This window comes from Novosphingobium sp. FG90 (assembly GCF_057808725.1).
The window spans coordinates 79,929-92,982 of sequence record NZ_JBMDIO010000019.1; the positions used below are offsets into that span (position 1 = coordinate 79,929).

10 protein-coding genes are annotated in these 13,054 nt (G+C 61.4%); 4 read left to right on the forward strand and 6 right to left on the reverse strand.

Going from position 1 to position 13,054, the window contains the following annotated elements:
* Window positions 1-34: 34 nt before the first annotated feature.
* Window positions 35-1,309, reverse strand: coding sequence for a GNAT family N-acetyltransferase (locus ACODRZ_RS16840; protein ID WP_024020812.1), 1,275 nt, complete (start codon window positions 1,307-1,309; stop codon window positions 35-37).
* A 288-nt stretch (window positions 1,310-1,597) separates the two neighbouring features.
* On the opposite strand from ACODRZ_RS16840, the gene ACODRZ_RS16845 reads away from it, so the two are divergent.
* Both ACODRZ_RS16845 and ACODRZ_RS16850 read left to right on the forward strand, forming a co-directional pair.
* Window positions 1,598-2,710, forward strand: a complete 1,113-nt coding sequence (locus ACODRZ_RS16845) for a LysR family transcriptional regulator (RefSeq protein WP_235219115.1) — start codon at window positions 1,598-1,600, stop codon at window positions 2,708-2,710.
* Between the two features lie 194 nt (window positions 2,711-2,904).
* Window positions 2,905-3,309 (forward strand): hypothetical protein, encoded by a 405-nt coding sequence (locus ACODRZ_RS16850; protein ID WP_084625445.1) that lies wholly within the window; start codon window positions 2,905-2,907, stop codon window positions 3,307-3,309.
* Between the two features lie 356 nt (window positions 3,310-3,665).
* Here ACODRZ_RS16850 and ACODRZ_RS16855 read toward each other — a convergent pair whose 3' ends face one another.
* The 3 genes from ACODRZ_RS16855 to ACODRZ_RS16865 all read right to left on the reverse strand — a co-directional run bounded on the left by ACODRZ_RS16855 (window position 3,666) and on the right by ACODRZ_RS16865 (window position 5,398).
* A complete protein-coding gene (locus tag ACODRZ_RS16855; RefSeq protein WP_024020814.1) occupies window positions 3,666-3,887 on the reverse strand; it encodes a hypothetical protein in 222 nt (73 codons plus the stop codon).
* A gap of 198 nt (window positions 3,888-4,085) precedes the next feature.
* Window positions 4,086-4,487: a hypothetical protein gene (locus ACODRZ_RS16860; protein ID WP_024020815.1), complete on the reverse strand. Its 402-nt coding sequence runs from the start codon at window positions 4,485-4,487 to the stop codon at window positions 4,086-4,088.
* Window positions 4,484-5,398, reverse strand: a complete 915-nt coding sequence (locus tag ACODRZ_RS16865) for a GGDEF domain-containing protein (protein WP_052028338.1) — start codon at window positions 5,396-5,398, stop codon at window positions 4,484-4,486. The genes ACODRZ_RS16860 and ACODRZ_RS16865 overlap by 4 nt, the downstream gene beginning before the upstream one ends.
* 695 nt (window positions 5,399-6,093) lie before the next feature.
* On the opposite strand from ACODRZ_RS16865, the gene sciP reads away from it, so the two are divergent.
* Window positions 6,094-6,393: a CtrA inhibitor SciP gene (sciP, locus tag ACODRZ_RS16870; protein ID WP_031309906.1), complete on the forward strand. Its 300-nt coding sequence runs from the start codon at window positions 6,094-6,096 to the stop codon at window positions 6,391-6,393.
* A gap of 42 nt (window positions 6,394-6,435) precedes the next feature.
* Here sciP and ACODRZ_RS16875 read toward each other — a convergent pair whose 3' ends face one another.
* Both ACODRZ_RS16875 and ACODRZ_RS16880 read right to left on the reverse strand, forming a co-directional pair.
* Window positions 6,436-7,938, reverse strand: coding sequence for an ABC1 kinase family protein (locus ACODRZ_RS16875; RefSeq protein WP_024020819.1), 1,503 nt, complete (start codon window positions 7,936-7,938; stop codon window positions 6,436-6,438).
* A 444-nt stretch (window positions 7,939-8,382) separates the two neighbouring features.
* On the reverse strand, window positions 8,383-11,280 hold the full coding sequence (locus ACODRZ_RS16880; protein WP_024020823.1) for a Tn3 family transposase: 2,898 nt from the start codon (window positions 11,278-11,280) through the stop codon (window positions 8,383-8,385).
* A gap of 95 nt (window positions 11,281-11,375) precedes the next feature.
* On the opposite strand from ACODRZ_RS16880, the gene ACODRZ_RS16885 reads away from it, so the two are divergent.
* Window positions 11,376-12,005 carry a recombinase family protein gene (locus ACODRZ_RS16885; RefSeq protein ID WP_004213007.1) on the forward strand — a complete coding sequence of 210 codons (630 nt, stop codon included), beginning with the start codon at window positions 11,376-11,378 and terminating at the stop codon, window positions 12,003-12,005.
* Window positions 12,006-13,054 lie beyond the last annotated feature (1,049 nt).

Consider the following 13,054-nt stretch of genomic DNA (forward strand, 5'->3'; position numbering starts at 1 on the left):
GCCCAGCGGTCCCGCTGCCTCTCCGACCCTGACATTATGCACCCGCCGTGGAGGAGGATGTAAGGTTCTGCGCCATGCGCTCGACAGACGGTCCGCGATTGCGCCTGCGCGACCCGATGGATGCGGGCCGCGATGACGATCGGTCCAGCGGACCAGGCCGATCCCAATCTCCCTCCGGACGGATCAGTATGTAGGGGTCGGCACCAATGGCGAGCCGATCCTCCGTCGCCGCGAGGCTCGCCTCGAGCTCGACATATTCGACCTCGGAGAAGGTGAAGCGCGGTCGGTCCGCAATTGCCCTGAAACCGAATATACCCCAGAAGCGGACCAGGTCGCTGCGAGAATGACCGTAGGCGCGGCGATATCCTTTGCGACGGCAATAGCTAATCGCCTCCCTGACGAGGCGAAAAGACAACCTCGAGTTCCGGAATTCATGCCGCACAGCGAGACGTTCCAGTTTTACGAAGTCCGCGAAATAGCGCACCCTAATACAGCCCGCCGGTTCACCATCGATCTCGCCGAGGAAATGTGTCGCGCAAAAATCATTTCCGTCGAACTCCTCGTCGAACGGGCAATCCTGTTCCGCCATGTAAGTCGCCGACCGGACCGTAAAGCATTTCAGAATGTCTTCCATCGTGCGCGCTACGCGCACCGTGATCGCGCCGGCAGGTCGTGCAACCAGTTCGTTCTCAAAGAGCGGAAACCCCGAACGGGGGGACAAGGCCAGCAGATCCGCTGCAGCATTTGGGTAGACGTGGCGCGCTTCAATGAAACCCAAGGCAGGGAATAGACGAGACATATGTCCAGTCACTCCTCGCGTAAAAAGCGGACAACCTTCCGGCGCGAGGCGCCCGAGAAGGGGAGCCAGCGCACGGAGCGTCGGCGTCAGCGTGCCGGGGGCGAACATCAGCCAGATGTAGATTGCGTGGGGCCGTTCATCAGCTCGGCAGACCATCGTCAGGTCCGGCTCCATTCCGCTGAACTGTCGGTTTACAAGCGCCGAAGCTCCCTGCCGATTTAGAGGGAGATACGCGAGGAACGCCGGTCGATCTGATCGTTCGTCCTGCTCCCCCACGATATGAAAAATCTCCCGGTTATGCGCGATAGCGGCCGCAGCGACATCGTTGGGTACCAAGCCCCTGAGTTGGCGCCTCGCAAAAGCCAATGCGGCAAGTGCTTCATCCAAACTCGCCGCCCGCGTCACGGGAATTGTCCTATCACCAGCAGCACATAGCCTCTGGACACGCTCGGAAAATGCCATCGTGTGGAAGCCGTCGATCGCCGCGGTTTGTATGTTCGCCCGGTACATGCATCCCCCTTCGTGACTGAAAGGGTTACCCAAATACCTACATCTGCTTACCTTGAGGCGAGGTCATCTTTCGCTATGGCGGGTTCACTTTTGACGCACCCCGCCATCGATGTGCCTAAATGTCACGGCGCCAGGGAATGACTGACACATCCGGGTTCCGGATCTCCTCGCAAACGTTGACCCAAACAGAAACATCCGGATTGACCGAACTTATTATTGATTTTGAAAGATCGCATGAACTCTCTTGCAGCGGATTCTGCTGTGATCCGAAATAGAGGAGAGAGCGGTTTGCCCACGTCCAAGAAAGCGCGAAACGCTAGAAAGATACCCATCCCATCGGCCAAAGTTGGCAATCGCCGATCCGAGACACGCTCCTCTTCCGGTAACAAGTCCTTTCAGGAAAAGCTCAAGCTCGTCGACTGGACCGATCTGGAGCTTTTTCTCGACGTGGTCGAGGCGGGCAGCCTGCGGGCTGGTGCGTCGAAGACCGGCCGCGCCGTCGGGACGATCCGCCGCCGGCTGCAGCGAATCGAGGACAAGCTGAGCGAAGTCATCGCCCAGCGCGGCCCCTCCGGATTGCGATTGACGCGGGTCGGCGAGAAGCTGCTCCTCACCGCCCGAGAGATGCGGCTGACACGGCAGAGCGCGGAGGCAGTTCGTCCTTCCGCCGGCGAACGCGAGCGAATCCGTATGGCCGTTACGGAGGGCCTGGGTACGTACTGGCTCATGCCTCGCCTCGTGGAGTTCCAGCGCGCAAATCCTGGCCTCGACGTGGATCTCCACTGCGACATGAGTCGCAGCGATGTTGCCGGCGGCGAATGTGACCTGGCCGTACAACTCGAGCCCCCCGCAGAAGGGACGGCCATCGTCCGCCATATCGGCTGCTTGCATCTCATGCCCTTCGCCGCAGAGAGCTATCTGAAGGTTGCGGGCACCCCGACATCTGTTGACGAATGGCCGAACCATAAGCTCGTATGGCAGGAGGCAGACCAGGTCGCCTCGTACCTCTTGCCCTTCATCCTGGGACGCTCGGAAGTGCCGGGGCTGATAAGCATAAGGACCAACAGCAGTTCCGCTCATTTTCGAGCGATTGCGACCGGCGGAGGCATTGGCATCCTCCCAACCTACGCCCGTGCGATCAGCAGGCGGGTGCGTCCACTGGACCTGGACGTTCGATTGCGGCGCGAGATATTTTGCGTGGCCAATCCGGCCAAGGCCTCCTCGTCCGGCGTGCAATCGGTGATAACATGGCTGACCAGCTGCTTCGCCGGGGACATATATCCGTGGTTTCGCGACGAGTTCGTGCATCCGCGAGATTTCGAACAGGCCATCTCGTCACGCCACGTCATAGGGCTCTTCGAGGGCTTCATCGACAACATAGCTGCCGATGAACCCGATTGAATGCCTTAAAAGTGCCGCGCTTGAAAAGGTGCTGGCGAACGCGTGAAAAAAAGCGGCTAGCCGAGCGCGATCAGCAACTCCACGTGACATAACCAATGTCGCCGATAGTCTCGAAAGTGCCATCTGCAGCATTCTTCAGGGCGCCATTGGCAGCCTTGGCGCCCTGAGGGACACTGGTTGAGGAGGTTGGCCTGATGTTCGAATGCCTCTTTTTAGGCGACAGCCTCGCAGTCGGCACCGCTCAATTCACCAATGCCCGCCTCGCGCGGCCATGCACAGTCGTCGCGGCTGAAGGCGCGACAGCCAAGCAGATTTTGGCTTGGCGGAAACCCGCAAGACGTTTCGGTGTCACCGTAATAGCGATCGGCTCGAACGATATGCCGGATGGCCTTCTGTCGGAACGACTCATACGCATTCGATCATCGATCAGCTCACGCCGCGTTATCTGGATTCTGCCCTATTCGCGTCCTCGCTCCTATGTCGTGAGCTCGGTAGCCGTTAGTTTTCGCGACGAAACCCTCGATATGCTCCGGTTCCCGTCACATGATGGGCTTCACCCGAAGCGATATCAAGATGTTGCAACCAGCCTATTGCGCTGACCGAGCCCCGGCGTGGCCACTGTTGAAAAGAATTCGACATAATCTGTAGCATCGAAGAGGCGGACTAAGACTAACGAACTTGCCAATTGACACTCGATGTAAAATCACCGTGTGAGACCCATTGTGTCGTATTTATACAATATCATATCGTCTCGCAATGGTAACGATTCATCGCGACCCGAGGGGCAGAATGAAAATTCGAAGCCCTTTTGAACTCGAAAGGGCGGCATCCAAGTGGTGTCGCCTTTTTTCGGTCGCTTTCTAGCTTCTTGATAGAGCCCACACAATTGACGCGACTATCGCGTTGGGTTCGGGCCAGGGTACCCTCAGCAGAGTTCAAACCCATTCTTGTAGCCTCAGGCCGAGTCATCCAAGGGTTCTCCCTCTGGATCCCTTCCGGTCATCAGATACCATTGCTCGATTGTGCTTGGTGCTCCGATCAACCGTTCAATGCCATCGCAGACGCAATATGCCGCAGCGTGTTCGTCGTGCGCATCGAGGATGGCCAACGCACGCTGAAGAAGGCACTTGGCTTCGGCTAACTCGTCCGTCAGCACGCGCTCGGTAAAATGCATCATGTTGCACCTCCATTTCCCTTCCCGCTTTTATGTCGGCGCCGAGACGGAGAAGCCGGTAACAAGGACATACTCGACATCTCAGCGATGAACGTCCGTTTGGATTCTGTTGAGCGGGAACCCGACCCACCCCGGGTTCCCGCTCTCCTCGTCGGCAGCTACCCGGGCGCCGGACGAAGATGCCGCATATCTACCGCCCCTCTAGCCTTTTTCTCCAACTTCGGCTGCTTCGCGCAGAATGCCCGCCCAGCATGCGATCAGGAGCCCTTGCGAATTGTCGGTCTCCGATGTCGTCGTCGCATAGATGGCGAGAATTTCCGCGAGTTCACGCATCGGAATGACGTTGGCACGGCCAAGAACGGCGGCAATGACGGCAAAGGTGCCCCCAAGGGCAAGGATCGCGGTCCGATCAAGCGGGAGGCGGTCCGCAGATCCTGCCTCGTCGGCCTGCCCCTCCAACGGCGCCAAAACCGCCTGCGCAGCGACATCATGCGCGCGCTCGAGATGAGCCGCCGCGACATTGAGCCCCCATCGATCCAGGATCCGGCGCACTTCCGTCATCAGGTTGATGGCCCGCTCGAGATCAGAACGCTGCCCTGTCACGCGATCTGCTCACGGGTGCTGAGTGGCATTTCCCGGGTTTTAATCTCCTGCGCGCGCTCGGCCCATCCAATCTCGACCGCATTCTTGCCGCCACGCTTGGCCCGGTACATGATCTGGTCGACCGCGTTCATCAGCGATGCCGCGTTCTGCCCATTGTCAGGCTGGATGATCAGTGCACCCATACTGCAGGTGACAGGATATTCTCCCGTTGCAAGGACGACCGACACTCTTCCGTGCAGAGTGCGTGCGAAGCTCTCCCCGGCATCGGATGGGCGGACGCGAAGGAGGAGAACAAACTCATCGCCGCCTATTCGGCCGAACGCATCATCCCGCCGCACGAGTTCTCTCGCGCCGCGTGCGAAGGTGCGAAGGACCGTATCGCCGGCGGCATGCCCGTGCTGGTTGTTGATCGCCTTGAAATCGTCGAGGTCGAGAATGGCGAGCAGCAGGATCCCTTGGTCCTCGCGCGCAGCGTCGAGAGTCTCCTCGAGGTAGGAGTGGAATGTTTCCCCATTGAGCGCGCCGGTCATTCGATCTCGCAGGGCAAGATGACGCTGACGATCAAACGAGCGCCGGAAACTCGCAATCGTGGCGGCCACGAAAAGGTAGGTTCCAACCCGAACCGTCGTCCTGACTGCCAATGCCAATGGCGAAGAATCCGACATCGGAAGATGAGGCATGATGGCCGAGACTGCGCAGACGAGCGCGACAAAATAGCCGGCGCGCTCGCCCAAGGACCAGCATGCTGCGCAGATTGCGGGTATGTATAGCGGTGCGAGCCCCGCGTCCGGGAACCTCGAATTCGCCCAGGTGAGCAGAGCGGTCGTCGCCACAATTGCAACCCAGGCGCTCTCTCGCGACATGGATTCCAGTGCTTGAGCAAGTCGTCCAACCGGCAGATGGCTGTCCACACCTTGTCCCTACTCGTTTCTCATCGTCCCGGCTCGAGAGTTGATTGGGAAGTGCCCAGCCGGCGGCACGCCCCCTATTCGGAGACGTGCCGGCCCCCGAAACCGGGTGTTGGAAACCTGAGAGTTAGTTCAGGCGCGGACGCCTTTGGGCCGGGTGGCCTTGGACATACGCGTCCGCCACCCGGTCAAGAAGCTTGACCGGCTCTAACTCTAAGAAGGTTTCCACGCCTCCGGCCATGTCTCCACGGCTGCCTTCAAACTAGGCCAAATTTCTTAAGAAATGCAAGAAAGCCTCGGCCGGAGGCCATTAAAATCGATCCGTAACGGACTGGCCATCGGATTTCCGTGCGGTTTTCACAGGAACCAGCCCCGCCGCTCTGCGCGCACCGCTGCGAATTGCGATCAGAACACACCAAGAGGGGCAACGTCTGCCGAGGCTCTTCCGAACTCTGAAGCTGATCATATCGATTGGGACTGCCGTCAGACCAGATGCGACAGTCAATCCCACTAGGATTGGCTCGATATCCCCGCTGTGGGGAGGCGGGGGAGGCTAGCGGCAAGTCATGATCGCACACCTCGCTAATCTGGCGCATGCGGCGTTAATCAGTTTTCTTCACCTCAAAACAAGCGTGTCATGGCTATTCTTCGCCAACGGAGGCGCGACCTCCAAGCCGATCTGCGATGACAGGTGTAAGATGATCGAGAACCAGAAATTCCGGCCCGCGCAGGTCATTGGCCCCCTTGGTGAGCCCCTTACGCTGGAAACACTCCCTCCGCCCACAACGACCCGTTGGGTCATCCGTCGCAAAGGTGAGGTTGTGGCAGCCGTGAATGGCGGGCTCTTGACGATCGATGAGGCATGCGATCGCTATCAACTCACGCTCGAAGAATTCGCGTCCTGGCAACGGGCCGTTGACAGGTCGGGCCTTCCGGGCCTGCGCGTCACCCGGGTTCAGCATTACCGCAGCCTCTACGAACGTCAGCAGCGCTACTGATCGATCCATCGGCTGGCTGCTCCCAGCCGAGCGGGCAACGCATCATCTAACGACGAGAGCAACGGCCAACATGGCGGCGCCGATCACGAGTGCTGCGGCGATCCACCTGGAGGCACTGACGAGATTGGCGGCGGTGATCGGCATCGGAGTTTCGGCCTCCAGCCTGCGCACGGCAGCGCGCAATAGTCGTGGCGCATCATCGCCCAGTTTCATCAACTCCCAGCTGAACGCCTGAAGAATCGGCGCCCAATGATCCGGTGATAGTCGCGCCGCGATTATCCGACGCGATGCCGACCGCATCGCGGCCGAGAGGTCGAAATTGGGTTCGATCGCCGTAAGAACGCCGTCGATCGTCACCAGCGCTTTAAAGATCAGCAGCAGATCAGGCGGCATGGTCAGTCCCTCCTCGCGCATCAACGCCAGGAAATCGACGACGACTGCGCTCAACACGAGTCGTCCTCCGCCATGGCGCGCAACAAGGCGCTCGGCTGCAACGCGAAGCGGCTCGCGTGATGCCGCGCCCGACCAGCTGAGCAGCACATCGGCAAGTTGTCCCGGATCACTGCTGGCGAGCGATTGGAGGAAGCTTAGGAATTCCTGGCGCCGACGCGGGGATACATGACCAATCATGCCAAGGTCGAGTAAGGCAATGCGGTTACCAGGTAAGCAGAGCAGATTGCCGGGATGCGGGTCGGCGTGGAAGCGACCGTTGATCATCACCATGTCCAGCACGATGTCAGCACCGACTGCGGCGATGGCCGCGGGATCGATGCCTGCGGCGCGGAGATCAGCGGCGCTGCGAGGCGAAACGCCAGCAACATAGTCCATCACGAGTAATGTGACGGATGACCATTGCCAGTGAATTGCCGGCACGACGACACGGGAATCTTCGGCGAAGTCGGCACGGAGGCTGTCAGCGTTGCGCCCTTCGTTCGTGAAGTCCAGTTCCTCGAGTACGGCCGCGGCAAGTTGGCGCAGCATGGCCGACGGCGCGAAACGCCGCGCTTCCGCACTAGCGGCTTCCACGATTGTCGCCAGCTGCGCGATAAGGCGAAGGTCGGCTTCCATCCGCGGCCGAATGCCCGGTCGCTGAATCTTGAGCACGACTTCGCGACCGTCATGCAGCGTCGCGCGGTGGACCTGAGCCATGGATGCGGCGGCGAAAGCTTTGTAGTCGAAACTGGCGAAGGCGTCCTCAGGCGGCTGACCTAGTGCCTGCTCGACGAAGGGACGGAGATCCTCGAAGTTTAGAACAGGTGCCTGGCCGTGCAGTGTCTCAAGCTCGGCGATCCACTGAGGCGGCAACAGGTCGGCTCGCGTCGCCAATATCTGTCCCAGCTTCACGAACGTGGGGCCAAGCTCCTCCAACGCCAGCCTGGTGCGGCGCTGAAGGCTTAGGCCATCCCCATCACGCTCATCGCCCGCGTCGGTCGACGACAAGCCGAGCCGGGACAGGAGGACCCCCAATCCAAAGCGGGACGCGACCCGCATTATCTCCGCCAATCGGTTGCGATCGCGCGCGGCCACGGTCAACGTCTTCAACATGGCGACAGCTATGCCATGGCCTTTTAAAGCGCTCCACTATTCTCGTTTTCTCGGCAATGACATGTTTGATTCTCGGGTTGCCCCGTTTGCTCGAGGCATTCTTTCACCGGCTCTTTTTTGACGTTCATGTTGCCCAAGCTATGCGATACGACTTCCGCTAAGATCCTACCCAAGAAACCCACCTGCGACGAGACAAGGTCTCACGACCGCTTCCACAATTCATTCCGCTCCTTCGCCCGCCACCTGCAGATCAGCGGTGGAAGTCTCGTCGAGCGGTCCGCCTGCCTCTTAAATAGGCACTCTCGCGCGAAGCTACCTGCTTGCTGCAAATCCCTCCAACCGCTGAGCAAAGAGGCGATCGACTGCCGGCATGCCGGGCACATCAGCCCTGCCTACAAAGATGGCATTCTTGGGGTCGGTTCCGGCTGAGGGCGGAATGACACCCTAAGCGCCGGCGTCCTTGGGCCAAAGGTACTCGCCAGTGAGGAGGATGTGTGCCCATCCGAGCGGCGAAATATGGGCGAGAAGATGGTCGGGGGTATCGAGCCCTTCGCGGCGCCGGGCCTCAACGGCATGGCCAAGGTGCAGGGTGTTCCAGTAGACGATGATGGCGGTGAGCAGGTTGAGGCCGGCGATCCGGTAATGCTGACCCTCCGTCGTGCGGTCGCGGATTTCGCCCTGACGGCCGATGCGCAGGGCATTTTTCAGCGCATGATGTGCCTCGCCTTTGTTGAGGCCGACCTGTGCACGGCGCTGCATGCCGACGTCGAGTATCCATTCGATGATGAACAGCGTCCGCTCGATCCGGCCCACCTCGCGCAGCGCGGAGGCAAGATCGTTCTGGCGCGGATAGGAGGCGAGCTTGCGCAAGATGCTGCTCGGCGCGACCTGTCCAGCGCTCATGGTGGCGGCGCAGCGGAACAGATCGGGCCAGTTGGAAACGATCAGCGCCTCACGCGCCTTGCCGCCCACCAGCGGGCGCAATTCGCTCGGCGTCGCGGCAGGGTCGAACACGTACAGTCGTTTGGATGGGAGGTCGCGGATGCGCAGTACAAGGCGGCAGCCGAGCATCGCGCTGATCCCGAACAGATGATCGGTGAACCCGCCAGTGTCGGCGTACTGCTCTTCGATCCGTCGCCCTGCCTCATTCATCGTCAGCCCGTCGAGTAGATAAGGTGCTTCGCTGACCGTGGCTGGAATGGTCCGCGATGCAAACGGCGCGAAGCGGTCGTTGACGTGGGTATAGGCCTTGATGCCGGGATCGTTGCCGTAGCGGGCGTTGATCGTATTCATCGCTTCGCCCTGCCGTGCGGCGGGGAAGAACTGGCCATCGGCCGATGCGGATCTGCCCATACCCCAGACCTGGGCCATCGGCAGCGCCCCTTGCGCCGCGACCACGTTGGCCAGCGCCTGGTCGATCGCCTCGCTTTCGACGTGCCAGCGAGCGAGACGGGAGAGTTGCCAATAGTCGTGAGTGTTGGAAGCCTCTGCCATCTTACGCAGACCCAAATTCAGGCCCTCGGCAAGCAGGACGTTGAGCAGGCCGATTCGGTCGCCGCATGGCACGCCGGTGCGCAGATGCGTGAAGGCATCAGTGAAACCCAGCGCGGTATCGACTTCGAGCAGCAGATCGGTGATGCGGACGGGCGGCAGCCGGCGATACAGATCAAGCACCAGATCCTCGATCCCATCCGGCGCGTCAGCGGTGAGCCGATCAATGCGCAGCGTGCCGTCCTCGATGCTGCCTTTCGGAATTGTACCGCTGCGCGCGGCGCGACCGAGCCGGGCAAGGCCATCAGCGAGACGCACTTTGCGGTCAGCCAGCCAGACATGCGGGTCGGACGGGACCGCCAGCTTCGCGGCATGCGCGACCGCCATCGGCACGAGGACGTGGCGCAGGTCACCATATCGATGCGAGCGGTCGAGCCATATGTCGCCCGAGCGCAGCGCGTCGCGCAGGTGAAACATGACCGCGACTTCCCGGAGGCGGGCATCATCATCGCCCTTCGCCCGCAACTGTCGCCGCCATTTGGAATGCGGGCGCAAGAAATCGTCGGCCGCCGGAACTGCGCCCTTGGTAGCGATGACGGTAGCCGCGTCCAGCAAAGGCCGTGCAACCGCCGCAGCTTTGAGGTCGAGGCATCGCAGCATGCGCGGGGCATACCGACGGAAGCGGTGATACCCCTGATCAACATAGGCCAGCGGATCATCGCCCAAGGTGTCCGTCAACGTCTTGGCCGTAGCGACGAGGCTGGTGAGCCGTTCCCATCCCGCCCCGCCCGCGACCGCATCTTCCAGCGACGCGCCGTCGCCATGCGCTTCGAGCAATGATTGACCGAGTGCAGTGAAGCCGTTCAAAGTCGCAGTGGTAGCGCCTCTGGTTTCTACGACCCGCGCGTCATGCAGTTGCTTCGCGTCGCGCCAGGTGCGGCCAACGATCCGGTCATGTGTTTCGATCACCGCATCCGCAGTCGCCGTGGCCCATTCAATGACGCAGACCGCCATGATAGCGCGGCGCCGATCGGCGCCGAGGTCGCGCAGGCCATCGGCGAAGTAGCGCTCGCCCTGCCGGCGTAGCCGGGCGACGCGATGCGGTGGAACACCGGCAAGTATACCATCATTGAGGTTCATCGCGCGCAGGAACTCGAGCCGGTCGAGCAGCCGGTTCGCCGCGGCGGAGTTGTTGCCCGGCTCAATCCGGCGCAGCCAGATGAAGCGGCTGATCGCCCCCGGCAGCATCTCGGTAGTCAGTCGGTCGAGCCCATCACAGGCGACGGGATCGAGACGGGCCGCGATCCGCTTCTCGATCCGACGTTCGGCGGCGACGAGCGCGTCCGCGCACAAACGCTCGATTGTCGTGATCGCCGGCAGGATGGTCATGGTTTCACGGCAGCGGGCAATGAAGCGCCGGGCAAGGTCGTCGTTTGAGCGTGCCTGCTCGGCTTCGGCGAGAAGCCAATCGCGGAAAGCCCTGGCATACGGTCCCCGTCCGGGGAACATTCTGTATCCGTAGATACGGCGCAGCGCCTCCATGTGCTGGTGGCGGGTTTGGCGTCGAACGGCATAGGCCGCGAGCGTCTCGCCAGCGATGCCAAGCTGGGCGCCTAGAAAGGCAGATACAGTGTGGGGGATCAGTTCGCCGGGAGCAAGGGTCCGGCCTGGATATCGCAGCGCGCACAACTGCAGGGCGAACCCGATGCGGTTCTCCGGTCGGCGACGCCGGTCGATATGAATCAGGTCATCGTCTGCCAGAAGATAATGGCGCAGCAGCGCCGCTTCGTCAGTCGGTAGGTCGAGTAGGGCCGAACGCTGTCGGGCGCTGAGGATATGGCGTCTCGGCATGCACGGCTTGTCCCCATTGAACAGAAGTCTGTTTTGGACAACACTGACCCCACGCAAATCAAGGCTTTTCGAGGCCTAATTCCAGAAGGGTTCAATTGGGACAGCGCGCCGCCATCTACGCCAGGGTTTCGACAGCCGACCAGTCGTGCGAACGGCAGCTCCGCGACCTGGCCGGCTTTGCCGAGCGTGGCGGCTATGAAGTGGTCGAGGTCTTCCGCGAAACCGCGTCGGGCATGAAGGCAAACCGTTCGGCGCGGGCTGAGGTGATGAAGCTGGCGCAGGCACGCCATATCGATGCGATCCTCGTTACCGAACTCAGTCGCTGGGGGCGTTCGACCCAGGACCTGCTCGATACACTCAACCGGCTGTCGGGCTGGCGCGTGTCGGTGGTCGCGATGAGCGGCATGACGTTCGAGGTCGATACGCCGCATGGGCGGATGATGGCGACGATGCTCGCAGGTATAGCCCAGTTTGAGCGCGACATGCTGAGCGAGCGGGTCCGCTCTGGCCTTGCTGCAGCGCGGGCACGTGGCCGCAAACTCGGCCGGCAACTGGGGGAGCGACCCAAGTCGGACCGCCTCGCGCCCAAAGTGTTGGCGCATATCGCCGAGGGGCGGAGCTATCGCTGGATCGCTCGCGACCTGGGACTCAGCAAGAACACGGTCGCCGGGATCGTGGCTCGCGCACGGGGTAACGTGAGCCCTGATGTCACGGTGACGACATGACCGGGGCGTCTGGACGGCTGCGTCCCGATCCCCGGCGCAAGGCGCGGTTTCGCGAAATCGCCCGAGGCATTGTCGCCAAGGATCGCTACAATCGGAAGTACGGGATCGCCGTCGACACTGCTGGCGCCATCGCGCAGGCGCTAGAGCGCGCGTACCGCGATGGAGTCCGGGACGACCCGGCCGCAGCCGTTCAAGCGCCCGAACAGGATGATGCCGGCCCGCTGGAATGGGCGTTGATCCCACCACGACCGCGAGATGCCTTCTGGAGTATCTGCCTATACACCCTGGGCCGCGATACCGATCTCCCACGTGACGGCCATCTCGCTCCGGCTATTACCGAACGCGGAACGCCCGGATGGACACTCGTGGCAGGAGGGTACACCCCTGACAGGGTGATCAGCGATAGGAGCATTGGCCCGCTTGTCCGCCTCGGCCTTATCGCGCTCGCAGTCGATTTACCGGTTCGCATGATCGTAACCGCACAGGGGAAGGAAACATGGGCTCTCTTCTGCCAGCGCGGTGGGATGTACCCTGAGGATCTCACTGACATTTGATCCATTTGATCGACATCCATCCGGCGGAATGGTGAAGGGCAGCATCCGCCCCGTTGCAGACGTTCCCAATGGTCGTCATCCCGGCGCATGCCGGGACCGTGGGCTGTCTTTAGAAGCAGCCTCACGTCCGGGCGCCCTGGCGATAGCTATCGCCTCAAGACTTGCCCACGGTCCCGGCATGCGCCGGGATGACGGATGACCGCGCCCCACCCCAAATCAGCCGTCACCCTGAACTTGTTTCAGGGTCCATCAATCCGAAAGCCCAGTTTATGATCGGCCAACCGAGATGGCGGCACGAGCCACCACGCTCCGGCACCAATCGCCCGATGGATCCTGAAACAAGTTCAGGATGACGCAAGGCGGGGGCGCGATGTCCGCTCCCCACCCCTTCTTGCCGTTTCGCTTAGGGTGTCATTTCGCCCTCAGCCGGAACCGACCCCATCCTGCGATCGGGAATGCCGGTGCCGATCGCCCGACGCCAAGCTTGCCGGATGA